Consider the following 24,432-nt stretch of genomic DNA (forward strand, 5'->3'; position numbering starts at 1 on the left):
TCTCTCCCCCTTACAATTGAATGATGGTGCCAATCCCATATGCGAACAGTCCCTCTTGCGGGTGACGAATAAATGGCTCTCGACAGCCCGTTGGGTCTACAAACTCCTCAAAGGAGGGATAACTTTGTTTCACTTCATCCCAGAAAACGCCAACATCATAACCCCTTCCCCACGTTTCAGGCCGCATGCTGATATCATGAAAAGCAATCATGCCGCCCGGTGCCACCAGTTCTTGATACATACGAAAATCCGAACTCACTCCACCGTAGGAATGATCTCCATCAATAAATAGAAGGTCAATCTGCCGTTCTCCTAGAACCTTTTTCAAGTCCTGTTTGGTGGAGCAGTGAAATGAACGGTCTCGAATAAAAGAAAACTGCTGCCCCGTGCTACCAAAGCTGGAATAGAGCTGCACCTCACTGTCATCCTGACCACCTCCATACGGTCCACCTGGATAATCAATACTGACGAGCAACGCGTCCGGATCGGCCAGTTGACTCAGGCAATAAAATACACCGCCGCTGGCTGTCCCGATCTCAACGACTGTTTTAGGCTTTTGGCTCTTCACGACCTCCAGAAAACGACGCAGCTCATAGGGATTCTGAATGGCTGGAAAAACAGGTACATGCTCGGCGACACGCTCCAAAATAGCTCTTAACCGGATAGATTGCGGACTGGTCACGTCTTCTTGAAGATTTTCCGGGGATAGCAGTTCGAATAACTCGGGCACGATGACCTTAGCCAAGAGTCCTTCCACATCAGGTTCATCTTCTCCGTCCAGTAGCCATGATTCTGGTAACCGAGGAAGCTTGTCCTCTGGGTTTTCACCTTTTTCAATGGCTGCTTTGAGAAGATTCGCCTGTTCCCGTGTTAGCTTCACATACCCAGGCTTCCATGCATGAATGAGTATAAAATCACCCTTTACCTTGATGTGATCCAAGCCAAACTTGTGCACCCATGGCAGATCGTTGTATCGCTTTTGCAGATAATAATTTAGGGGGCCTGTCGGGAGAATGCGTAAATGTTCCAATCTGTTGCTCATCCTCTCACCTCGTTATCGTCGTAATCCATTCCTAAGTTACGTAAAAAAGCTCCGGTATGGGAGTGCTCACAGGTCGCAACCTGCTCAGGCGTTCCAGCTGCCACTAGCTGTCCACCTCGGGTTCCCCCTTCAGGGCCAAGATCTATCACATAATCTGCTGTTTTGATCAGATGCAGGTTATGTTCAATGATGAGTACGGTGTTGCCCTCATCCACGAGCTGTTGGAGGATGGTTAGCAGTCGCTGAATGTCATCGGGATGCAAGCCTGTGGTCGGTTCATCCAAAATGTACAACAGGCTGCGCCCTTTTTTTAACTGACTTAGCTCCTCTACCAGCTTAATACGCTGGGCTTCCCCGCCAGATAATGTCGTTGCAGACTGACCCAGCTTCATATAACCAAGACCCAATTCGTTCATGAGCTTCAACTTGCCGTAAATATCCGGTTGGTCCGCGAAGAAAACAGCAGCTTCTTCAATGCTCATCTCCAATACATCCGCAATATTCTTCTCGTGATATGTAATTGCCAGTATATCCTCGCTGTAGCGTCTGCCCCGGCACGTCTCGCAAACCATTTCAACGTCAGACATAAACTGCATTTCAGTAACGATCACCCCGAGTCCTGAACAAACTTCACAGCGTCCACCCGGTGAATTGAAGCTAAAATGTGCACTCTTTCGTTGGAACTGCCTAGCTATTTCCGTCCTGGCAAACAGCTTTCGAATAGCATCAAACACCCCCACATAGGTAGCCGGAGTGGATCGCGGTGTCCGTCCAATTGGCTTCTGATCGATACAGATCACCTGATCAATCGACGCTTCTCCTTTCAGCTCTACATTGTGCTTCAGATATGCAGATTTACCATCCAGGCGAGAACGTAATTTTTCATATATTACGTTATGAACCAGCGTGGTTTTCCCTGATCCAGATACCCCTGTAACACAAACCAAACACCCAAATGGAATACGTATATTCAGGTTCTGTAGATTATTCTCCCTGGCTCCTATCACCTCAAGATATTTCCCGTCACGGGCCTTTCTTCGCTGGGTGGGAACAGGAATACCTTGCTTGCCGCTCAAATATTGTCCTGTCAAAGACTTCGAATTGTTCATGACTTCTTCCACCGTACCCTGTGCTACAATTTCACCGCCGAGCAATCCTGCGCCAGGCCCAATATCTACAAGATAATCCGCTTGGGCCATAATCTCTTCATCATGTTCGACGACCAAGATGGTATTTCCCAAATCCCGTAGTCTGTGAAGCATAGCTATCATTTTCCCGGTATCTTTCGGGTGTAATCCGACACTGGGTTCATCTAAAATGTAGATCATGCCCATCAGCCCTGAGCTTAGTTGGGTCGTCAAGCGTACGCGCTGTGATTCACCACCCGAGAGCAGAGTCACCGGACGGTTCAGATTTAAATAGTCCAGTCCCATATCCAGCAACAGCGTCAATCGAGTCTTGATTTCCTGTAAAATGGGCTGGGCCACAGCTGCAAGACTCTCGAAAACTTGAGGTGCCGTTCGCAGTAGTTCATCACAGCCTGCATACAGCTCAACCAACGGCATGTTCGAAAAATCGCGGATCGTTTTGTCCCCCACACGATACAGCAGTCGTTCTGCCTTCAAACGTGTTCCTCCGCAGCTCGGACATACTTGTTCCTGCATCACTTCCTTGTCTTCCGCTTTCATGGCGCTCATTTCATCCTTGGCATTAGCGTTAAAGCGCTCATAAATAAGATTCACAATACCTGCAAATCTTTCGTGCATCAGCTTGCCACCTGTAGCAGGATTCTCAATTGCAATCTTTTCCCCTTGAGTACCGTATAGCACAGCGTATAAAGCCTCATCTGGCAGATCCTTGATCGCCGTATTCAGATCAAAATGATATCGGGTCGCCAGTCCCTCCAAAATTTTTCGATTTTTATGAAATTTCTCTTGCTCACATTGCCAGCCAAGTAGCTGAATCGCTCCTTCAGCTAGAGTTTTGGATCGATCAGGAATCACACGTTCCAGATCTACTTCATAATGAGTGCCCAGTCCTGTACAAGTCGGACAAGCACCCAAAGGACTATTCGACGAGAAAGCCCCTGCCGAAACTTCACTCGCCACCATGCCACAACAGGAGCAGCCAAAATTTGGATTCCATACGAATCGTTTATCAACCATAGGTCGAATTTGAATCCAGCCATCTCCTAAATCCAGTGCTTTATCCACCATAGCTTGGATATCTTTGCGTTGCTCCACGGAAGCTGAAATCGTAATTCTGCCAACCAGTACCTCCAGCTGACTGTCTCCTTTTCCTAGATGTACGGCCTGTGGAGACCTACCGGAAAACAAAACTTCTGCTTGCTCTATATCCAGCATTTTTTGATTCCAGCTTAATTGGGTGTAGCCTTTTTTTTGTATTTCCTTCAGCAACGCGACAGGCCCTTCATGTGGCATGGAAAGGATCGGCGCATAGATTTCTATTGAAGTATCAGGTGAGCATCGGAGTACCTGCTCCGTGATTTTTTTCCTTGTCTGTACAGACAGTGCTTCCTGACAGTAGGGACAAACCGTCCGACTTGTTCGTGAAAACAACAACCGGACAAAAGAGGAGATTTCGGTCAATGTACCCACGGTTGACCTCGGGTTGCGCGACACCGTCTTTTGCTCCATAGCGATTGCCGGAGACAACCCTTCTATCAAGTCCACATCCGCCTCTTCCGTTTTTCGCAAGCCCATTCGTTCATATGCGGATAGCGACTCCATTAAGCGTCGTCGCCCTTCCGCATATAGTGTATTGAAAACAAGCGAGGATTTCCCCGAGCCACTAACTCCCGTGAAAACAACCAGTTGATCTCGCGGAATCCGCAAAGAGATATTTTTCAAGTTGTGTTGTCTTGCACCTTTGACAACAATGTAGTTTTGCATGCTACACCCACACTTTTTTATAAATTTTAATGGATTGGTTATGAGCCACTGACTTCAGCACTCAGCACTTCCAGCTCCTTCATCTGCCCCATTTCCATCTTCAGCAGCCGGTCTGCGGTATGGAAATAATGGTCATCATGCGTAATGGCCAAAATAATTTTACCCGCCGCCTTCATTTCAGGCAGAAGTGTATGGTAAAAGAACTTTCGGAATTCCGGATCTTGATCGGCAGCCCATTCGTCAAACAAATATACGGGTCGATCCTCCAGATAACAGATTAAGAGCGCAAGCCGCTTCCGTTGCCCGCCTGATAGCTTGAGCGTACTGAAATATCCATCCTTGACCGTCACTTTTTCCTCTAGTCCTAGTCTTTTCAGATAACGCTCAATGTCGGACTGCTTTTCCTTATAATCAATTTCGTACAAACGCTCAAACAGATGAAAATCAGAGAAGACGGTGGAAAAATACTCACTCGATGTGCGGGCGTCAATGACTTCTCCATTGATCGTGATGTATCCCGTTTGTGGAGGATAGAGAGCAGTCATTAATTTAGCAAGTGTCGTTTTACCACTGCCGTTGCCGCCTGTGATGAAAATGATCTGTCCTTTAGCCGCTTCCAGTGTAATAGGTCCGACCAGAAAGCTGGACTCTCCAGTCACGTTACTGTACTCGAAGCTAAGATTATGAAAACCAATTCGTTCCACAGCCACTTCTTCATCCACCAAACTCGCAGTATCATACACTTCTCCGCTGTCATCAGTCGGCATTTCCGCAATAAAGGCTTTAATTCTTCGCCAGGATGTCCGAATCTGGAACAACTCCGGCACAGCCTGCAACAATCCGTTGATGGGTCCAATCAAATAGAGAAACACAACAACAAATTGAATTAATGTGTAATCTTTAATGTTCGGGAAAATCGTCGGGAACACAAAGGTAACTACACCTAAAATTAAAATCAGCAGCGTCTCACCCAGCACCAGCGCATTGGTAAATTTAATGCGGGACACGGAGCGTTTTTGACGATACTGTTCACAGCTATCCTGAATATCGCTGCTAAACTCCGTCTTTTTGCGTCCATGCATACTAAGCTCTTTAAAGCCTTTGAGCATATGGTCGATGAACCCCAAATACACGTTTTGGGTATCCCTCGCCTCTTCCCAATAGCGGTTAGCCGTACCGCTGACGATGCTATAAAATGCGGCAATCACCGCAATGACAGCCAGAGAAAGTATCGTACCCCAAAATGAAATCGTACCGAGATAAACAAAGCAGCAGATGACTGTCAGTAGGCTGGTCGCGAACCCAACCGCCACATTGGCCGAGAAACCCACCATCTCCGTATCATTATTTAAAGTGGCTAAAATTTTGCCATTGTCCATGCGTTCTAATTTGTCATAAGAGCTGTGTAGCACACGTTGAATCAGTTCCATTCGTTTTCGATAAATCATGTTGTAGGTAATCTTCACTAATTTGGTTTCAATCAGCTTGCGACCGAAAATATAGACCGCCAGCGCTAATCCGAAATAATACAGCAGATATTTGAGCGGTATTTCGCTGCCAATTGAGAAATTGACGATAAAAATGACAAAGGCATTCGCCGCCCCGCTCAGCAAGCTCATCATTACCAGTAAAGGAAGCGAGCGTTTATTTTCGTCTGTGTTCGGAAAAAGCGTACCCAGCACCAGGTAGCCAAAGCTCAAAAGCAATCCCAGCCCCAAGGCTGCAATCGCAAACGGAAAGCTAAACGGAGACCAGACAATCGCAGTTGTCCAAGAAACGCCCTGCATGGCAGTAGGAACCAGATAAACTCCATACAAAAACGGTGTACTGCAAAGCAAAAACAGCAGCCATGTGAGCAGCTTTTTTGGATTCAAAGGCTTCAAAACACGTTGTTTACAGATGATATCCCGTACCACCGTCATCAACAGGACCACTACCGCCAGCACATAACATGCCAGCATGATCGTAATAACGGACCACGCATTGTCTGTTTTCTGATCTGGCTCATACGGAGACACAGGCTGACGATCTCGTAAAATGTCCATAAGACCATGCCCGGTGATATACGTTAACGTGGTACCGTTGTTTGCCATAATCCCTACAGCAAGCTGATCTTGAGGGCGAAAAACCATATAAGCAGAAAAATTCGGATTTAATCCAGCCTTGGACACCTCTCCGTTTCCGCTTTGATAGTCAGCCCAGCCCATAGCATAAGACGACATATCAAACTTGCTGGGGGTAACGGTGCGGTCAGGCGCATGAGTTTCCATAATTAATGGAGTCATGGGAGATTTCAGGCTGCCCAACTGATATTTGAGCCAAGTGGCGAGGTCATTTCCGTCCATCATGATATAACCAGCGGGACGGTTTCCTCTAAAGACAGGGGATTGATATTCACGTGCTTGAAAAAAGCCGTTCTTGTAGCCTGTTGCCATCGTGGGTGCGGCTTCTGTGGGATAAAGAGTCGTTTTATTCAGACCTAAAGGCTGAAAAATATGGGTCTTCATATAATCTTCGTAAGGCTGCCCTGTGACCTTTTGAATGACAGCCCCCACGATTGCATAGTTAATGGTGGCATATTCAAAGCGTTCGCCAGGACGATTATGTAATTCCAGACCATTCACATTTCGTACAACCTGTTCCAGGGAATCGGAACGGTTGGAGATCGGGATGTCGGTAATTGTGTACCATGGAATGCCACTGGAGTGATGTAACAGCTGCCGCAGTTTAATCTCGACATTTTGGTGCTTATACTTGGCTTGAAACCATGGAAAAAACTTTGAAACGGGATCATCCAGCTTCAACAACCCCTGTTGCTGTAGTTGCAGCACGGCAAGTGCTGTAAATCCTTTGGAGCAAGAGGCAATTTCAAAGCTTGTCTCGGGTGTTACAGGAACCTGCTTGTCCACATTGGCGTACCCAAAACTTTTGAGATAGGCCGTCTCCTTTCCACGAATCACAATAACTGTCATTCCAGGGATATGACCTTCCTGCATCTTCTCGTGAATAAATGCTTCCAAACGCTGAGTGGTGTTTTCATCCAATCCTGCTGCGGCCTCCGCACGACTGGGCGGAATACATGTAGCCACTAAAGCGAAAATCAGGATAACCGCTGCCATTTTTCTCATGATCATCTTTTTACATTCCATAATCGCTCCAGCTTTCTTTGTAATATGTAATCAAAGCTTGCTTGACCAATATATGTAAGACCATTTATCTAGTAATTACATAAAAAAACTAGGATAAACAGTATTCAACATCATGAATAAATATACACAATTTGTATATTTAATTTATGAATAATTAAATAGTTTAATAGTAAATATATGTTAAATATAGATGGATTTATTTAAAGGGAAATTAAGGAAGAATGCCAGGATATTGATTGCGAAATCGGAGAGTCAATTACCAGAAATACTTAATAAATTAATATTTATCAATATTATCGAAATTGTATTAACACCTTAACATTTCATCCATATCGGATGTAGTGAGCTAATTCACACTTTTTAAAAATTCCATTGTAAACCTACGGAAACCTTTTAAAGGGAACTCGCCTTTTTAAATTGGAATAAAATTGTCGAAAATCCGTTTTATTTTTTGTTTAAAAATACATTTTTTCTGCTTGATTGTTTTTATTGGGTCGGCTAGGATCATTTTTATGTAGACTCTATGTTTTTCAATATCTGCATGTATAAGGAGGCTAATGGATGTTCTATGCATTAACGCATTCTCAAAAAAGAGTTTGGTATAACGAGAAAATATATGGCACGACAGCCATGCACAATCTGACCGGACTTGTACGCATTCAAAAGGAACTAGAGTTTGACGCACTAGAGAAAGCGATTCAACTCTTCATTTCCAAAACGGAAGGCCTCCGCATCCAGATCGAAGAGCAAAATGGAGAACCCGTACAGTACGTAAAGCCCTATGAAAAGGAGCAGATCGCTTGTATTGATTTTAGTCATGAACCCGATCCGTTGCTTCATTTTGAACAATGGCTGAAGGGTGTGAGCGGACAGGTTATGCCTCTGTTGAATGCCAAACTGTATTCTTTTGTTATTTTTAAGCTGGGGCCTGGTGATGTTGGTTATTTGGGTAAATTTCATCATATTATTGCAGACGGTTGGGCCTTACATATCGTGTCTGAACGAATTTCGCAGTATTATACTTTACTGGTTAACCACGCCCCCCTGCCTGATGATGAAGAATATTCCTACATACCGATCATTGATCAAGAACAAGCCTATTTAACATCTGAGCGTTTTATAAAAAATAAAATATTCTGGCATGAAAAATTTCAAACCTTACCCGACATGATACCTATCAACAAAAGCAAAGATATTTCGGCCGTTCGAACTTCCTTTACCATCGACAGTGAAACTTCACGTATTATTCAGACCTTTATCCAAAGCTCCAAACTTTCTGTAAACGTGTTATTCGTATCCGCCCTTCTGCTTTACATTTACCGGACGACTCAAGAAACCGATGTGGTGATCGGGACTCCAGTCCTGAACAGATCGGGAAAAAAACAAAAAAATACATTTGGCATGTTCACCAGCACCATGCCGTTTCGCATCCAACTGGATGAAGCTTTAGACGCCTGCTCTTTGATGAAGCATGTGGGGGCGGAGCTGATGAATTTTTATTTTCACCAAAAATATCCATATGATCTTCTAGCTAGTGACCTGGAGCTTGCTCAAAAAGGACATAACAGTCTGTTTGATATGTGTGTTAATTATTACAATATGAAATTTAGTCCCCAATTTGATGGATGCCCCTATGAAGTTCAGGAGGTTTTCAGTGGTTATCAACCTTATGCGCTGCAACTGGTTATTCGTGACTGGGAGGGGAGCGGAAGAATTACGCTGGACTTTGACTATAAAGTGAATTCTTACAGTGAGACACAGATCGCAAAAATGTTTGAGTATATCATTCATATAGTTAGCGAGATGATCGAGCATCCACAGACCCCGATTGCGGAAATTGAAATGCTATCTCCGCAGGAACAAAATGAGCTGATCTATGGGCTGAATCAAACACATTCTTCCTATCCCTCGTCCCTAACCATTACTCAGATATTTGAGCAGCAAGTCGTTGAAAAAGCTACTAATATTGCCTGTTACTTTGAAGAGCACACGTTAACCTATCGTGAGTTAAATGAACAAGCTAACCAACTGGCGAGGTTTTTAAAAAGCCGTGGTATTGGGCAAGAGAGTATCGTGGGGATCATGGCTGGGCATTCATTTGAGCTTATCATTTCGATCTTAGCTGTGTTGAAATCAGGTGGGGCCTATCTGCCTATAGATCCTCACTATCCAGCTGACCGTGTTAGCTATATGCTGGAGGATTCCGGGGCTGCTTTGCTTCTTACCGATGCACCTTTGGATGATGATATTTCATTTTCCAGAGGAGTTTATCGTGTAGACGATGCATCCCTGTACCATGGAGATTGCTCGAATTTGAAGCCACAAAGCGGACCGAACCAGCTCGCTTATGTGATTTACACCTCCGGCTCCACAGGCAAACCTAAAGGAGTGGCAGTTCTCCACAGAGGACTTGTTAATTACATATGGTGGGCGAATAAAACCTACTTGTCCGCAACTCATGAAGTCTTTGCCTGTTATTCATCAATAGCCTTTGACCTAACCGTCACTTCCATATTCACCCCATTAATCAGCGGCCATGCCATCAACCTCTATAGGGATAATGATCCCGGGGAATTTGTATTGTTCCGCATGATGAAAGACCAACGTACAACCATTGTAAAGCTAACTCCCGCACACTTGTCCCTTCTACAAGAGTCGGACATTCGTACATCGAGCGTCCGCAAATGCATCGTAGGAGGAGAAGATCTCAAAGTCAGTCTTGCTCACAACATTCATGCCAAGTTTGGCGGAAGTATTGCCCTGTTCAATGAGTACGGACCTACGGAAACCGTTGTAGGCTGCATGATCCATATTTATGATGCAGACCGGGATAGCAGAAGATCCGTTCCCATCGGAGTTCCTTCCGATAACGTGGCTGTATATTTGCTGGATGCGCATTTAAAGCCTGTTCCTATGCAGGTAAAAGGAGAACTCTACATTTCCGGTCATGGAGTGGCAAGAGGATATCTGAACAGACCGGAACTCACAAAAGAAAGGTTTCTCGATAATCCTTTTGTTCCTGGCGAACGAATGTATAAAACCGGTGACATGGGGATACGGCTGGAAAATGGCCTGATCGAATACCTTGGCCGAAATGATCACCAAGTCAAAATCAGAGGCTTTCGTATCGAGCTGGGTGAGATTGAAGGAGCTTTATCCTCCTATCCTGACATCCATCATGTTGTCGTAAACGTTGTGGAAACAGACGATGCAAATAGATATCCCATTTTGTGTGCCTATTATGTATCTGATCGTGCTATCTCTCCCGAGCTTCTCAAAGATTATTTACATGCTTGTCTTCCCCATTATATGGTACCAAGCCACATACTCCAGCTGGAAATCATCCCGCTTACATCCAATGGCAAGGTCGACAAGCAAAAGCTTCCTGTGCCAGACGTGTCCTCTGGATTAACTGACATATATGAGGAAGCCCATAATACGGTGGAAAGCATTCTCGTGCAGGTTTGGGAAGAGCTGTTCCATACGTCTACCATAGGTATCCACGATAATTTCTTTGCACTGGGTGGAGACTCTATTAAAGCGATCCAGATGACATCCAAATTAAATAACTATGATTTGGAAGTGGGTGTACAGGATGTCTTAGCGCATCCCAGTATAGCAGAGCTTGCTCATTACACACGCCAAAAGAGCAGATTGTATGATTCAGTTCCCGTCAGCGGTGAAATTCAGCCTACACCGATCTCCATGTGGTTTATGGAGCAGTCATTTCATAATCCTCATCACTATAATCAATCGGTCTTGCTTCTGCTGAAAAATGAAATGGATCGTTCTGCTCTAGAAAAGGCATTTCACAAGGTAATTGAGCATCACGATGCTTTAAGGATGAACATGCACCCAGATGGCAAGTTATTTTATAACCCGGAACTCACTGCAATCCCGTTCAAGCTGGATTATCATGACATGACGCCTATTTCAGCAGAGGCTCGGCAGCATGAATTCAATAAGCTGGTGCATAGCTTGCAATCCGCTTTCGATTTGTCCCACCGTCTTCCTATTCGAGCAGCTATATTCGATCACGGACAAGGAACTCGGGAATTGTTCATCACTGCGCATCATCTGGTTGTAGATGGAGTTTCCTGGAGAATTATATTGGAGGATTTATTGGAGGCTTATCATGCCTTAGAAGAAGGCAAGGAGGTACATTTCCCGAGAAAAACAGCCTCTGTTCAAACCTTTGCCAGGGAGCTTCATCATTATTCCACTACTGCGGATTTACGGGAGGAGCTTGATTTTTGGAATGAAATGGAGGGCGGCAACGACCATTTTCCAGCATTCATCACAAGCCAGCCATCCACTGCCGTAAACTATGCTTCATGCACAGTCGTCGAAGGAGAACTTTCCCCTGCCCATACGTACAAATTGCTCACCAAGGCGAATCAGGTCTATCATACTGAGCCTGTGGATTTACTGCTGGCTGCCTTGGCGTTAAGTGTAAAGGAATGGATTGGATTAGAAGATTTCACTTATGAGGTTGAGCATCACGGAAGGAGCCTGGATCACGTAGACGTATCCAGAACAGTTGGCTGGTTTACGGCGTTACATCCCTTACGTATTCAAGTACCGGGCACAGAAATAGGCAGTGTCATTGCATATGTCAAGGAACTGCGCCGACGCATTCCCCAACAGGGTATCGGTTATGGCATTTTAAAATACATGCTAGGAGCTATTGAAAAAAGTAAAGAGATTCGTCCCCTACGCTTCAATTATCTGGGACAGTTCGATCACGAAAGTCAGAGTTCAGACTATGTATATAAGCATACTCCAGGCCTTCAAGATGTGGACTACGCCAATCATCTAACGGCTGGCATTGAAATCAACAGCCTGATTGTTAACGACCAGTTGGTGGTCCATATGATGTACAGCACAGCAATGTTTGAAAAAGAAAGTATAACTGAATTTATGCATATGTATATTCAAACTCTAAACCGCGTGATTGATTTTACGATTAGTCAGCAAAATGTTCACTTCACTCCTTCGGACTTTGAATCTGCTCAGATTAGCCAAGAGGATATTGAATTGCTTTTTGAATAAAAGATTCAATAAGGGCAGGCGGCTCATTTAACCGCCTGTCTATTTGGGCTTTAGAGGTAACTACTGGACTTATTTCATATAAAATTGGGGTTGGCAGTACATGAGTTCTTTCGAAGATCATTTGGTTGTTTTAAACACACCCAGACGGTTCAGTACGACCAGTAAGCGATAAAAATCGTAACTGCTTGGCAGTTTCGCATCCACAATCGGGCTTGCCGGATTAACTGCAACAGCGGCAGCCATCGCTTCCTTCGCCCAGGCCGGTACAGGCATAGCCTGACGCGCCTCCAGTTCTGCTACCCGCTGATCCACTTTTTTAATATAAGCGCTCTGTTCATTCAACGTCTGCTTGAGCGCATCTTTGCTGTTTTCAAAGGCGGCGACCTGCTGCTGCAGGGCCTTAAATGCCGCTTTTTCCTCTGCTGTCATTGGCTCATCCCCCTCTTCTCCTGCAAATGCTTGACGTAGCTCGGCCTCTGTTCCGGCGTATATATTGAGGTCAACCGGCCCTTGAATTCCATCAACCCGTCCACTATCGCTGTATTGCCAAAAGTCCCAGCGCCTCCATGCCGTGGTATCGCTGGGTACCCGTGTACTATAACGCGCAATCCACAGCTTATAACTACCCAATGGCGCTTTGAAATGGGCAGCAAAAGCATTGCCTGTATATACCATCGGCTTACGGCCGCTTACCCGTTCAAATTCCGTTACAAATGCCAACGCAACCTCATGAATCGCGGCCGAGCTAAGCTCTCCCGGATTATTTTCGTAATCCATCACCGCTGGCAAGTCCAGCGCTTTCGCACCACCCACCTGATCCAGCACCTCGGCGAAATGCCTGGCTTCCGCTTTTGCTGCGTTTACACTGGTGGCATCTACAAAATGGTAAGCTCCGAGCAGAATCCCGGCTGCCTTGATCCCTTTTGCATTCGTGATAAATGTCGGATCAACGTAACGCTGTCCTTGACTCGCTTTAATAAAGGCAAACGATTTACCATCGGCTCGTACACGTTTCCAATCAATCGTTCCCTGATATCGGGACACGTCAATGCCTTCGGCAGCGTTAGGGCTGCGATTCTGCATAAGGCGTTCCCTCCTTATCATTCATAATGTTGTAGCTCACTCTGTCTCTGTTATCCATATGCTTGGACCATCCATACGGTCTGGGCTTTTCCACTTTTATACCGAAAAAAGGGCAAAAAGGTAGTCTGCCTAATTTTGGCAGTGGCTACTGGTGGCACTTTATGAAGCTTTATTTTCTTTGTCAGAAGGGTCGGTTGACTTTATTTTTTCTCCACTCGACTTAGACTCAAAAATAGCTACCGCATTCCGCAAAATATCCGGCATCGGCACTCCCATTCTGCCTACATTTTCAATAATGGACAACAGCTCGTTCGCTAAATAAAAGAAAACGACGGCATCCCGGAAGTAATGTGCATCCCCGAGAATACCGTCGATTAGATGAGCTACCGTAATGAGCAAAAACACGGTAACCTTGCGAAAAATACCGTAATACCCCTGGCGGCTTTTTAGCTCCCCATTAATCCAGGCCGCTGCCCATCCGGTGAAAAAGTCGATCACGACCATCCACCACAGCAACGTCAACATTGTGGTCCACCCCCCAAAAAAATAACCGATCAAGGTCCCCGTGGAAAACCCCAGCCAAATCTGATCGATCTTTTCATGCATGTTTGTTCCCCCTTTTGAACCAAGGTGTAAAATGAATGCCCTTGGACTGATCCAAGGGCGATATAAAAACACGCTCTGCGCAGGCATTCTTTTTATACTTGTTGATTTTTGGCTAAATTCAAATTCGCCTTAACCATGTCTTGGAGCACTACTGGTACATCTTCTATTGAACGACGACCAGATAAAATAAGTTGTACGAAAGTTACTGCGAACGCTTTTTTAATTTTATTATCCAACGTATTACCTCCTCTGGTTATTATATTAAAGTAAATAGTACCTATCTTTAAAATTCTACTTAAACATTCTGCTGTGATATCACGAGCTGAATCAGCCCTGCAATTGTCTCTTTGTTATCCAGATCAGCTTGTTTTAATATCTCAATTTCTTCTTGGAGCTTTTCCTCCACAGACGGCCTAGGATTCGGTGCTGGAATTCTTTCGAAATCACCTGTATCCGGATGGAATTTACTCCCTAATACTTCGTATCCATTAACTTCAATTACTTTATCACCTGCTGGCGCTTCAATACTCTGCGATACTGCGAATATTACGCAATCATTATTATACTGAGCAAAATATTTCATATAACATCCCCACCTTAATTAAATTCTATGACTTCAAAACTTGCAAAAATATAATAATCTCCGCCTCTTTCATGAGTGAATTTGACTTGCGTTGGGCTTATAATGCTGGCCATATGGCTATCATCATCTCCGTAAGTTGTTAAGTTCAACATTGCTTTTCCGACATTGACAGGTGCAATATTTACAATACCGTCAGGCACATTACTGGAAATACTAAATCTTTGTATGCTTTTCACTGAACCAGTCTCCTTTACACTATTAATAAGTTGTCTTAATTCATCACCTATTGCCTTTACCGCACTGGGAGTAGCTGCCTGATCTGTAGCTGTGCTTCCGGTAGATGTATTAAGTTGCACAATCCCCCTAGCCTGTGTGGATGCAGAAGGCAAATCTGATGCTGGGTGACTATGCTGCTTGGGAGCAGCGTACTGATCTGTATACTTCTTGGCGTTCCCCTCTGTTGCACTCCATACCGCTTGCTTGGCTGCCGTAACATGGATCTCTGTATTGCTGGCATGATTGTCTAACGCTTCCTTAGAAGCAACACCGTTTCCAGCCGGGTCCTTTTTGATATTTTCAACCTGTGCGGCCAATTCCTGATCGTTTGCGTAAAGTGTATCAATGGGTACATTCAGAACATCCGCATGTCCCTGGTCAGTAGTAACAAATCTGCGTGGTTGTTGTATACTCATACTTCTTCATCCTCCTTAATAAATGTCATCAATTTCAAAAATAAACTCCATATCACTGTCCTTGACCTTATTACTCATCGTACGAACAGCCGTTAGTTTACCAGCCGAATCTACCAGCGCAAGCTCATTAATAGTTTCACCCGCCAATTCATTTTCTGCCAGTGAACAGGTATAACGGATGGTTGCAGGAGCAATGAATTCTGAATTGGTAATATCCTTCTGAACCAGTTCCTTTTTCAAAGCCTGCTCTGTTCCCTCCAAAGGCAGTGGCTTCCCTGCTTGATCCACACCCCCACTACCAAACGCCATTTTTACTACTTTAGTCAGCGTTCCTCCTTCAGCACGGGCACGTGCCATTTGTTCCCTTGCATAAGCAGTTGTGACCGTTAGAACTTGTTCTGCCATACTTACCATCCTTTCTATTTTTAAATAAAAATTTTTATGTTTTTAAATTGAAATGACTTTCTCGGTTGAGCTTAACATCTGACTTCCATCCAGCATCATGCTGCCATCTAACTTCCAATAATGGTTTCGAATTTTCACGTTGCCTTCCTGATGATGATCCATTCGATGCTTGGTGACCAGTTTCATACGGTTCAAATATCGCATAGGTTCCTCTGTCCACCCGGACAAAGAGGCTATTCCATTCAGTAACTCGACACCATCTAAATACCATGGCTTCCCACCAAAAAAGCGAACTCTCGAACGTAATCGGATGCGAGAAACCATTTCAGTCTCATGAAGAAATGCAAGCCTAGTTTTGTTATTCATATAAAATGCAAGATGAGCAGGCTTTATATCCTCTATGATCCTTTTGAAATCAACCATATTTTCAGGAATACGGTTTTCAAAGCTTAAACCGAACTTATACTCCGTCGGATGAAAGCCTACTTCCCCTTCTACACCAAAAGAGTTCATGATTTTCCGTATTAAGTCTCCTGAAAATTTACCACTTCCACGGAGTTTCGACTCCACAACAGAACGTCGCTGTTCCAACGGCTTTTCCAAATCGACCAGGATACCTAACTCCATCTCCCAGCTTTCCAGCGCCCAAGTGGCGGTACGAACAAAAAACTGAGCTAACGTATCATCCAACGCGAGATATAGAGCATCTAGTTCGCTACCCTTTGCATCCATATCGACGTGCATAACACGGGATGCTTCGTAATAGGCAGGAAGATAGGAAAATAGCTCCGGTCCCCGCAAACTGAACATTCGATTACTAAAATCATCGGTTACATCTTGGATAACAGATTCTTTTTTTTCGTCAATATCCATCCACACTCACCATCCCCAGCTCTACCCCCTGACCGAATTGAATCGTTATAAAAGGATTGCTTTGTCTGTTCATTTTCAGCTTGGAGAAATCCATTATAATCAGATCCATTCTTTCATACATGCTCGCTCCTCCTTTGAGTACAGGCATTTTTGCTCTCTGTTCTATACCGTTTTTTTACGAAAAATAGAGCTATACCATTTAACCGGTTCTCGCTGTGCACTGGAAACCTCTATAGATGACGATTCCTCTACGTTGTCCAATACCAGATCAGAACGATGGTATAAAATCATTTCCTTCACTTGTTTACGTTGTTTTTCATCTAAAGCGTAGCTTCCAATGATAGCTGCTATATTACCTTCTCCCCGATCATAGCGGGTAACACAAGCATAAGCACAAATACGCAATTGAGTCTCTGCTAAAGCAGTCATAGTTATGACTTCACCTCTTTTAAATAAGATTTTTTCAGTTAAACAGGAGTCAATACTTGGTTATTTTCCTGTGTTACCAAGCATGAGCTGGCTCAGCGTTACTTCGAGATCTGCAATACGCTGCTTCAATTGATCTGTCTCACTTGGCTGTTGCTCTGCTTTTTGTGTCACTTCCTTAATCGCTTCTTCGCTCAATCCTTCACTCCAGAACGTCATTGGATCTCTTCGTTCTGGAGCCGTAAATGTATGAGCAAAATATACCGGCTCGTCCTCACGTTTGTTTTCCGGCTTGATTTGCCATTCATCATGTAGCTTCTGAAATGAAGCTTGCGATTCCTTATTAATTTGCTCGTACTTCTTCTGGGCCTCAATCAGAGTTTCGTTATATTCTGCTTCATAGGCCAGCCAGCCTTGGATATCAAAACGAGGATGATATAGACCTGGTGGAACTGGGATTGCTACCGTGTAGCCAGCAGGGATGTTTTCTGAATTCGTTTCATCAATAGCACTCGATTTATCGGCAGTAAGCACATAGATGTCTTGCTGTTGGTCTGTATCAGATAGCGTGAGTGAAGATGGAGCATAAAAAGGGACGACACCCGAAAAGGCATCGTCCACCAGCTCGTCCTCCAGATAGAGGCCATCTGTATTTACTTTAGGTACTGCTTTCATATATTATCCTCCTTAAACTTCTGCTATAAATTGAATGGCATCTAAACGTATCCAACCATAGCCTCCTCTGCCTACTACTTCAACACGTCCGTCAGGGGATATTGCAATTACGGCAGTTTTGTCAGAGGACACCGCATCAGATGCTGTGCAGGTTAATACCGTTAGGATTTTGGGCCTGTATCCTTCCGGCAACCTAAAAAATGTGACGGTTGCATTAGAAGTCGGTACCTTTATTGACCCGTGCATCTTAATAAGATTATCTGACATTTTAAGGTACTGAGGCCACATATCCACTGAGGATGTTTCTGCTGTAACGCCATTAAGCAGCGTGGGTGTAATCCAGGAAGGGCTATCCTTATACACTTTCTTGTTCTCCACCACAGACAGGCGCAAATTTGCTTGTTGCACGCAGTCTATCAAATCCAACAGCAGTGTCTTTTCATTGGCTGCGTAGATTCCTGTGAACGGCACAACGGGTGAGAGACCAACCATAAAGTATGTGACACTGTAAGCCGATACTCTGTCGCTATCCGATGCATTCAAAAGTTGCGATAACGTACCTGCACTCGTGATCCATCCGACGCCCTTAGTCCATCTTGTGTCTAAGACTCCATCTTTGTATACCGTCAACGGTTGTATAGACCTGTTCCTGAGCAAGCGCGCGCTAAAGCTGGCGTTATTTATGTTCATCCTGTTGCCGAACATAGTTCCTGTCTCCATAAATACGTCGGCAGGCTCGCGCAACACAATTCCCGTACCTACTTCAACCTGATTGTCTCCCTCAACGAACGTTAGTTGCCCTTCGGATATGATAGGCTCTGCTGTAGGCGTTGCGAGTTTGTATACGAGTTGGTATGCCGACCAATTTCCATATCTTACGTACGACAAGGATGTTATCGCTGTTGTCGGCAAAGTAGTTACGTACAGCGTTGCTGCGGCCCCGTTCGAATCGTAGATAGAATCAAGCGGACACCACGCCTTCCCTACTGCCTCATTGTTAAACGGCTTACTAACATCTCCTTGACCAGCCAAATACATCTTCCAGCCCATAAAATACGCCTTTATTTCTTCTGTTGTAGGTGTGTAGTTATCTCCCCATCCACTGTCTGCGCTAGAAATGGACAGACCCACAACACCAGATTCTGGGCTAAGGTGGGATTGATCCGGCCCGCTTAAAGGGAAAACATGCTGAACCAACTTACCGTCAAACTTTGTTATCCTCTCACTGTCAACCATTCCATTAGTGGCAGGTATCCGCACAACTTTGTAGCCTGCGGCTGAATCGAAGTAACCCCAGGGTAGCGAGCCGTCAAGCGTCATACTGTACCAACGTTTGCTTTTATAATATTGCCCATCACGTTCAAACACTGTATCAGCATTAGCCCCTGTAACTGGATCGGCGTACAGGTCTGTTTGCAGTGCCAGCATGGAGTCTTCATGCTGCTTGAATGGTTTGGCAATACTGCCGATGTTGAACATAAAGTCTGAAATCGTTACTTCGGCAGTGGATGTGCCCAACAAGCGGATCACTACACCTTTAGTACCTGCCGGAACTGTGAATGTATAAGATATAATTCCACTACCTGTTACATTACCGATAACCGCAGTCTCGTTTTGCATATTTACATGTATTCTACCCGTTGCTCCACTCGACTGAGCGGAAACCGTGTAAGCCTGACCCGGAACTAATGGGTAGATGGAAGATATCATTATATTCGAAGAAGAAACAACAACATTTCGATTATCTTTAATAAGAGGTGTTCCGACCGTATCGTCCCAAGAATAAAAAGAGTGTGGGGCCAAATTCTCCCCGTACCGGACCGCGTATGGATTACGTACAGGCATTACGCTATCCACATAAGGATATTTGTTGTCAATTTGATCGTCAGTCATCGTTGCTAATGCTGTATATTCTGCTGCAGAAATCTCATAGATACGCGCAGCCTCAAAATAAGAATACTGTCCTACAGTACCCTGTGTTACCAAATCTATGTTAGTAATAATATCGCTGGTAGGAGCCAGCCTAAACCAAGCCGTAGCAAATTTAGTCTTATCCGTAACTATAACTTTCGATTCTACCAGAGCATTCGGAGCCGAGATTCCTGCATCTATAGCGTTACCTACTTTCGCTCTTACAATTGCAACATAATATTTCCCAGATAAAAATTTAAAATCACTATAAAACCCAACTCCAACGGTATATCCAGGCTTGATCGTTACTTTTAACGAATTAGGCATTGTCCCTTTATTCAAAGTATCTAGCTCTATATCGGCTTGATACGGTGTTACCCCCATTAATCTACTCAAATTCCCCCATCTTCCCAACAAATTCACCAACATACGCCCGCTCAGCCCTGTCAGCGAAAATGGCGCAGCCTTTTCCGCATGAACAATTTGCATCCCGGGTTCGAGAGTTACCGCCTTACGCTCTGTCGTATCCAGACGCTTCTTGATCTCATTTACACCATCATTCACGTCACCTACGAAATCGTCTACAGCACGCCAGTTTTGGTCCAAATACTTTTCCAGATCAAAATACGTGGTTTTGGGCGATGTGCGGTCAATTTGATTTAAGCCAAGATTTGGTGTTTTTTCGCTTGCCATCTATGCGCCACCTCCTAAATATCTATCCTGGGTTGTATATTCATTTTCATAGAGGGTCATAGACTCAACTTCGGCAATGGTCAGGTAGCGTAATTTGTACTCCACCGCCATGTGGGCGGGCTTGATCTCCTCAATGGCTGCTTTAAGATCCTCCACGTTGGGTGGAATCCCGATGGTATCCATAAATTTGACCGTAAATCCCCATTCGGAGGGATGAAAAATAACATCTACCGTGCCACCGTCATACGCCTCTGCTACATTTTTGACAAGCCGGCCGGAAAAAGTTCCTGCCCCTCGCAGTTTCGATTCCACCACCGCACGCCGTTGGTCCAATGGCTTCGCCAGATCGGTTTCGATACCCAGCTCCATTTCCCAGCGTTCCAGCCCCCACGTGGCGGTACGTACGAAAAACTGTCCCACCGTTGCATCCATTGCAAGATACAAGGCGTCCAATTCGCTTCCTTTAGCATCCATATCGGAACGCATCACACGTGAGGTTTCGTAATAGGCAGGCAAATAGGAAAGCAGCTCGCGTCCCCGCTCGCTGCTCATTTGGACCAATGTATCTCCCGCTATAGTTACCCGATTGACAAAAGTGCCACTACGGTTTGCACGTTTTCCCTGGTCTGGGTTATTCAATAAATCTTCAAAACTGTTCGTTCCATTGTTACTCACTGACGCTCACCGTCCCCAGCACTGCCACCTGACCTGATCCAATCTCAATATTCTGATTGCTCTGTCCATTGATTTTCAGTTCAGAGAAATCAATAATGATCGGAATGTCCAGCAGCACAGCAGAAATCCGGGTATACCGTACCAACGGGTCTTCCTTGTAAAAAGCAAGCTGCTTCAAATACGTCCGCACACCGCTTTCGATCAGCTTTTTGATTTCATCCAGTGTAGACGGCTTCTCTTTGGTACGCTGTACCTTGACTGAGATGTTAATCTCCACTTCTGCCGCTGGCATGATCGTCACCACAGGGCCCGCTGGTGCTAGCCCTTCCCCTTGCCCATCCTGCGTCGGATCAATATACTTCTGCACCGCTGCCACGATATCCGGGCTGGCTGCTCGTTTGTCTGTATCCAGTACATATAACCCCACTGTTCCTGGCCCTTTCCAGAGCGGAACAACCTCTACACCGCCCACTCCGGCAATTTCATTCGCCCACTGGGTATACTGCGCCTTGTTGCCGCTTGTGCCCTGGTTCCGCACCTTGGCATAAAAACGCTCCAGCAACAGCTGGTCGTTCTCAACGTCTGTGCCGCTTTTGGTCTCCTGCGTATTGATCACAGAGGCAACCCCGCTAACCGGGGTTGCCATCACTTGGATGACACCCGCAGGCACATTACCGCTGCGCCCGGGATTGACCGCCCGAATAGTCGCTTCCCCAGTACCTTGTTCATCCAGCGTGACCGATGCCGTGGTCGCATATTCAATGGAAGCTTCCCCGGATACATCATCTGCCGGGGTCGCCACCAACGTTCCCGCCGGGACGGTCGTTCCCGCTGTGCCCGTAAACGTGACCATACCTGAGGCAGCAACCGCTTCTCGCCGTGTCACCCCATGCTCTGCTGTCCGCAAATCCAGCTCTGGCGAGCGAAAATCCGGGTTGTCGCTGGCTGCTGTGCTGGCAAAGCCACGTCGCAGTAGCTCCTGCGCCCAGATTGCCGCTTCGGATAGCATAAACGCTACCGGCGCCTGTGCATCCCAAATAAAAGAGCCCTCGGACTTATCCATGTCCGAAGGCACTTTTTCCAGCATCCGATTTAAAATTCCCTCTTCCGTCTGGTCTACCAAATATTCCGGCAAGTCTGCCATTAGATCACCACACTTTCCACAATTTCCGTTTCATCTCGCACGTTCGTAATCTGGCAGCTAAAATGGCACGCTTCACCTTCCCAGCGAAACGTGAACTGATCCACATTAGCCGTACGTGCATCTGCTAGTAATGCCTCCGTGACTATGCGTTTAATTTCGCTTTCGTGCACACCGTGCCCATAGCTGCTGCCAATTAGCTCCTCCAGTTCACTCCCATAGTCAGGTGAATAGATCACATGCCGGTAGCGAGGGGTGCGAATCGCTTTTTCACACCACTGTACCCAGGCTTCTTTCTCGCCTGTAGTCACGATTTTACGGCTAGGGCTCATAACAAACTCACCAGCTTCAAAATCAAACCGCCAGCTTCGCCCAAATACCGCACGGTTATCCTCCAGTACATCCGGGTCGGTCATATCCGTGTCTGTCCAGATCATATCATCTGTTTCGGGAAATAAATTAGCCACGTCCACTCACCACCTTGCACACGACCACCACATCATTGCCGCTATTCACCCGAACCGCCAGTACACGATCTCCAGGCTTAAGACCTTCGTTCAAACTGAGATTCACATCCTCCAGCTCGTCCTCCCCTATATAAAAGGAAGTTTTCAGCTCTTTGCCTTCCCAATTTTCCGATTCCACTGCGGTTGAGGTGCCTTTATACATATGGCGTGGTACAGACAGCAGCCCCGGTAGCTCGGCGACCAGATAATCCTGAAGCTCATGTTTAAAATCGTCCAGCTTGAGTCCCGTGGAGGTGATCGTGCCTAGTACCGCGCCCACTCCACTCAGCGCTTGCTTGGTATGCTTATGAAATGAAGATTGCAGCGCAGTAGCCAAATGCCCGTAGGGGTCTTTATTCAAGGTAAAACCTCCTTTTTACATCGTCATACGTTCCGAGCTCCAGCGACATACTGCCGGGGTTACCTAATTCCCTGCTCACTGAAATGACCAACAACTTTATGGAGCCTAACATTACCGCGTCTCCTGCTCGGATCGTGTTCATATCCGGTGCATTTACCGATATCGTTTGTTGTATGCCTCTCAGCTTACTTTTGGCCAACTCACGTGCTGCTGCACCAGACTTGACCTCGTCATCCTGCACAATGACCTGAAGGGTTCCATATTTGGCAATGTCCTTTTCTTCAAGCGCCATCACCTTGGACGGTACCTCATTGCCTGATTCACTAGCCGCCGTAGCCAGTACCTTCACTCTTGTGGCCGCACCTTCCAGCGTACGGGACTGTGTCGTATCAGTCACTCTCTCCAAAACATACACATCTTTGTTCGTTCCCAGCTCGTACAGCTCCAACCCGGAAGAAATCATCCGTGGATGATACAGCTTCCCCCCCGCCTTTGCCGTTTCGCGCAGATCTCCCAGCATCATAGAATAGATGGACTGTGTGCGGTATACGGCGCGTCCCAGCGTTTTTTTCGTATCTGGCAACGAAGCGATTTTCAGCTTCCAGTCCCTAGCATACTTCTGAAAACGCTGAGTAGCCGTTTGCTTAGCAGGGAGCAGATATTCATCCTCGGACTTGTCCAAATACACCGTACGGTCATATAACGTCAGCGTCATACGTTTGAGTCCGTTGTTAGAGGTTTCTACTTCCCAGATCACCGCTGGGGACAACAAGGGGACATAATCCTTTTTGCCATAAGGAATCCCACTAACCCGAATGGACATCCCTGGAGAAATGGGCGGCATATCCGACGTAACGACCAGATTGACCGTTCCCTGATAGGCGATTTGCTCCAGTGAGTCCCTCAAATTAATGTTCTCTACAAGCGGCGACAAATCATATTTATCCTGTAAAATGACTTTATAACTCATGACAGCACCAGCTTTTGCCCCGGTTTAATCGCATTTGGATTTTGTCCAATGACCTTTTTATTAAGCTGATAAATTCGACTCCATTGCGAACTGTCCCCCAACTCCAGCTTGGCAATTTTGGACAAGGAGTCCCCGGACTTAACCGTATATGTTTTTTTCTTTTCTTTCATATCTGTGCGGGGCTTTTTGTTGACCGCAGCCGCCTTACTTCCTGTGCCACCAGCTTTTTTGGCAACTTTCATATCACTCCAGGTCCGCAGTGACAGATCAAAATTCACATCCCCATACTCGCCGCCGCGAAAGATCGAATTATGAGATGCGACAATTACCGGCACATTCACGGCTGTCTCCGTGATGATAAAACGCAGCGGGTTTTTAGATAACAAAAAGCCATTCAACGTGTTCATGGCCTCCTGCGGATCAGGGATATCTTCGTATGTGCAATACGCTGGATTGTATTCTTTCGGAAAAAAAGAAGAGAAGGAGATTTCCTTCACCTTCTCCCCTTGTGGGAAGTCAAACTCCCCATAGGATAAAATCGTCGTTGTATCAAATCCCTTTTGCCGTGATATCGTCACTTCCTCAGGATTTACTGGAAACTGAAATTTTTTTCCTTTACCATCTGTCAAACTAAATTCCATCTCTTTCCTCCTTCCCCATTGCTACCATCTACTGTA

The 24,432-nt window shown here is 45.5% G+C and carries 21 protein-coding genes; 1 reads left to right on the forward strand and 20 read right to left on the reverse strand.

The window, feature by feature from the left end; genetic code table 11:
- Positions 1-10 precede the first annotated feature (10 nt).
- From ACQW03_RS05550 to ACQW03_RS05560, 3 genes are read right to left on the reverse strand one after another with little or no spacing between them, the layout of a single operon-like run.
- Positions 11-1,042, reverse strand: a complete 1,032-nt coding sequence (locus ACQW03_RS05550) for a class I SAM-dependent methyltransferase (protein ID WP_076292320.1) — start codon at positions 1,040-1,042, stop codon at positions 11-13.
- Positions 1,039-3,954, reverse strand: coding sequence for an excinuclease ABC subunit UvrA (gene uvrA, locus ACQW03_RS05555; protein WP_441948638.1), 2,916 nt, complete (start codon positions 3,952-3,954; stop codon positions 1,039-1,041). Before uvrA ends, ACQW03_RS05550 begins: the two co-directional genes overlap by 4 nt.
- Before the next feature lie 38 nt (positions 3,955-3,992).
- Complete coding sequence (locus tag ACQW03_RS05560) at positions 3,993-7,088, reverse strand: cyclic peptide export ABC transporter (RefSeq protein ID WP_441948640.1); 3,096 nt, start codon at positions 7,086-7,088, stop codon at positions 3,993-3,995.
- A 576-nt stretch (positions 7,089-7,664) separates the two neighbouring features.
- Here ACQW03_RS05560 and ACQW03_RS05565 point away from each other — a divergent pair.
- The gene (locus ACQW03_RS05565; RefSeq protein WP_441948642.1) at positions 7,665-12,155 is read left to right on the forward strand and encodes an amino acid adenylation domain-containing protein; all 4,491 of its coding nucleotides are present in this window, start codon (positions 7,665-7,667) and stop codon (positions 12,153-12,155) included.
- Positions 12,156-12,272: 117 nt separating this feature from the next.
- Here ACQW03_RS05565 and ACQW03_RS05570 read toward each other — a convergent pair whose 3' ends face one another.
- The 17 genes from ACQW03_RS05570 to ACQW03_RS05650 form a co-directional block, all read right to left on the reverse strand.
- Complete coding sequence (locus ACQW03_RS05570) at positions 12,273-13,238, reverse strand: glycoside hydrolase family 25 protein (protein WP_220030886.1); 966 nt, start codon at positions 13,236-13,238, stop codon at positions 12,273-12,275.
- A gap of 159 nt (positions 13,239-13,397) precedes the next feature.
- On the reverse strand, positions 13,398-13,844 hold the full coding sequence (locus tag ACQW03_RS05575; protein WP_076292315.1) for a phage holin family protein: 447 nt from the start codon (positions 13,842-13,844) through the stop codon (positions 13,398-13,400).
- Between the two features lie 92 nt (positions 13,845-13,936).
- Positions 13,937-14,080: a CD1375 family protein gene (locus ACQW03_RS05580; protein ID WP_220030885.1), complete on the reverse strand. Its 144-nt coding sequence runs from the start codon at positions 14,078-14,080 to the stop codon at positions 13,937-13,939.
- A gap of 59 nt (positions 14,081-14,139) precedes the next feature.
- The gene (locus ACQW03_RS05585) at positions 14,140-14,427 is read right to left on the reverse strand and encodes a hypothetical protein (RefSeq protein WP_441948645.1); all 288 of its coding nucleotides are present in this window, start codon (positions 14,425-14,427) and stop codon (positions 14,140-14,142) included.
- A gap of 14 nt (positions 14,428-14,441) precedes the next feature.
- Positions 14,442-15,119 carry a phage tail protein gene (locus ACQW03_RS05590; protein ID WP_441948647.1) on the reverse strand — a complete coding sequence of 226 codons (678 nt, stop codon included), beginning with the start codon at positions 15,117-15,119 and terminating at the stop codon, positions 14,442-14,444.
- A 15-nt stretch (positions 15,120-15,134) separates the two neighbouring features.
- Complete coding sequence (locus ACQW03_RS05595; protein ID WP_441948649.1) at positions 15,135-15,524, reverse strand: phage tail-collar fiber domain-containing protein; 390 nt, start codon at positions 15,522-15,524, stop codon at positions 15,135-15,137.
- A gap of 42 nt (positions 15,525-15,566) precedes the next feature.
- Complete coding sequence (locus ACQW03_RS05600) at positions 15,567-16,334, reverse strand: putative phage tail protein (protein WP_441952309.1); 768 nt, start codon at positions 16,332-16,334, stop codon at positions 15,567-15,569.
- Positions 16,335-16,386: 52 nt separating this feature from the next.
- Positions 16,387-16,518 (reverse strand): hypothetical protein, encoded by a 132-nt coding sequence (locus tag ACQW03_RS05605; RefSeq protein WP_441948651.1) that lies wholly within the window; start codon positions 16,516-16,518, stop codon positions 16,387-16,389.
- A gap of 41 nt (positions 16,519-16,559) precedes the next feature.
- The gene (locus ACQW03_RS05610; RefSeq protein ID WP_076292311.1) at positions 16,560-16,826 is read right to left on the reverse strand and encodes a hypothetical protein; all 267 of its coding nucleotides are present in this window, start codon (positions 16,824-16,826) and stop codon (positions 16,560-16,562) included.
- 60 nt (positions 16,827-16,886) lie between these two features.
- Positions 16,887-17,498: a hypothetical protein gene (locus ACQW03_RS05615; protein ID WP_441948653.1), complete on the reverse strand. Its 612-nt coding sequence runs from the start codon at positions 17,496-17,498 to the stop codon at positions 16,887-16,889.
- 12 nt (positions 17,499-17,510) lie between these two features.
- Positions 17,511-20,102: a hypothetical protein gene (locus tag ACQW03_RS05620; protein ID WP_441948655.1), complete on the reverse strand. Its 2,592-nt coding sequence runs from the start codon at positions 20,100-20,102 to the stop codon at positions 17,511-17,513.
- Positions 20,103-20,777: a YmfQ family protein gene (locus ACQW03_RS05625; protein WP_441948657.1), complete on the reverse strand. Its 675-nt coding sequence runs from the start codon at positions 20,775-20,777 to the stop codon at positions 20,103-20,105.
- The gene (locus tag ACQW03_RS05630) at positions 20,770-21,921 is read right to left on the reverse strand and encodes a baseplate J/gp47 family protein (protein WP_441948659.1); all 1,152 of its coding nucleotides are present in this window, start codon (positions 21,919-21,921) and stop codon (positions 20,770-20,772) included. The genes ACQW03_RS05625 and ACQW03_RS05630 overlap by 8 nt, the downstream gene beginning before the upstream one ends.
- A complete protein-coding gene (locus ACQW03_RS05635) occupies positions 21,921-22,385 on the reverse strand; it encodes a DUF2634 domain-containing protein (RefSeq protein WP_441948661.1) in 465 nt (154 codons plus the stop codon). The genes ACQW03_RS05630 and ACQW03_RS05635 overlap by 1 nt, the downstream gene beginning before the upstream one ends.
- On the reverse strand, positions 22,378-22,785 hold the full coding sequence (locus ACQW03_RS05640) for a hypothetical protein (RefSeq protein WP_014280222.1): 408 nt from the start codon (positions 22,783-22,785) through the stop codon (positions 22,378-22,380). Before ACQW03_RS05640 ends, ACQW03_RS05635 begins: the two co-directional genes overlap by 8 nt.
- Positions 22,778-23,755 carry an XkdQ/YqbQ family protein gene (locus ACQW03_RS05645; protein ID WP_104496537.1) on the reverse strand — a complete coding sequence of 326 codons (978 nt, stop codon included), beginning with the start codon at positions 23,753-23,755 and terminating at the stop codon, positions 22,778-22,780. The genes ACQW03_RS05640 and ACQW03_RS05645 overlap by 8 nt, the downstream gene beginning before the upstream one ends.
- A complete protein-coding gene (locus ACQW03_RS05650; protein ID WP_220030878.1) occupies positions 23,752-24,396 on the reverse strand; it encodes a LysM peptidoglycan-binding domain-containing protein in 645 nt (214 codons plus the stop codon). The genes ACQW03_RS05645 and ACQW03_RS05650 overlap by 4 nt, the downstream gene beginning before the upstream one ends.
- Positions 24,397-24,432: the final 36 nt, after the last annotated feature.

Source organism: Paenibacillus sp. DRB1-1 (assembly GCF_052119485.1).
In the GTDB taxonomy this organism is placed as follows: domain Bacteria; phylum Bacillota; class Bacilli; order Paenibacillales; family Paenibacillaceae; genus Paenibacillus; species Paenibacillus polymyxa_B.

Bases quoted from the DNA above. Each gene is read 5' to 3' on its own strand.
- ACQW03_RS05550 (WP_076292320.1), bottom strand. From the start codon at position 1,042: ATGAGCAACAGATTGGAACATTTACGCATTCTCCCGACAGGCCCCCTA.
- uvrA (WP_441948638.1), bottom strand. From the start codon at position 3,954: ATGCAAAACTACATTGTTGTCAAAGGTGCAAGACAACACAACTTGAAA.
- ACQW03_RS05560 (WP_441948640.1), bottom strand. From the start codon at position 7,088: ATGATCATGAGAAAAATGGCAGCGGTTATCCTGATTTTCGCTTTAGTG.
- ACQW03_RS05565 (WP_441948642.1), top strand. From the start codon at position 7,665: ATGTTCTATGCATTAACGCATTCTCAAAAAAGAGTTTGGTATAACGAG.
- ACQW03_RS05570 (WP_220030886.1), bottom strand. From the start codon at position 13,238: ATGCAGAATCGCAGCCCTAACGCTGCCGAAGGCATTGACGTGTCCCGA.
- ACQW03_RS05575 (WP_076292315.1), bottom strand. From the start codon at position 13,844: ATGCATGAAAAGATCGATCAGATTTGGCTGGGGTTTTCCACGGGGACC.
- ACQW03_RS05585 (WP_441948645.1), bottom strand. From the start codon at position 14,427: ATGAAATATTTTGCTCAGTATAATAATGATTGCGTAATATTCGCAGTA.
- ACQW03_RS05590 (WP_441948647.1), bottom strand. From the start codon at position 15,119: ATGAGTATACAACAACCACGCAGATTTGTTACTACTGACCAGGGACAT.
- ACQW03_RS05595 (WP_441948649.1), bottom strand. From the start codon at position 15,524: ATGGCAGAACAAGTTCTAACGGTCACAACTGCTTATGCAAGGGAACAA.
- ACQW03_RS05600 (WP_441952309.1), bottom strand. From the start codon at position 16,334: ATGTTCAGTTTGCGGGGACCGGAGCTATTTTCCTATCTTCCTGCCTAT.
- ACQW03_RS05605 (WP_441948651.1), bottom strand. From the start codon at position 16,518: ATGTATGAAAGAATGGATCTGATTATAATGGATTTCTCCAAGCTGAAA.
- ACQW03_RS05610 (WP_076292311.1), bottom strand. From the start codon at position 16,826: ATGACTGCTTTAGCAGAGACTCAATTGCGTATTTGTGCTTATGCTTGT.
- ACQW03_RS05615 (WP_441948653.1), bottom strand. From the start codon at position 17,498: ATGAAAGCAGTACCTAAAGTAAATACAGATGGCCTCTATCTGGAGGAC.
- ACQW03_RS05620 (WP_441948655.1), bottom strand. From the start codon at position 20,102: ATGGCAAGCGAAAAAACACCAAATCTTGGCTTAAATCAAATTGACCGC.
- ACQW03_RS05630 (WP_441948659.1), bottom strand. From the start codon at position 21,921: ATGGCAGACTTGCCGGAATATTTGGTAGACCAGACGGAAGAGGGAATT.
- ACQW03_RS05645 (WP_104496537.1), bottom strand. From the start codon at position 23,755: ATGAGTTATAAAGTCATTTTACAGGATAAATATGATTTGTCGCCGCTT.
- ACQW03_RS05650 (WP_220030878.1), bottom strand. From the start codon at position 24,396: ATGGAATTTAGTTTGACAGATGGTAAAGGAAAAAAATTTCAGTTTCCA.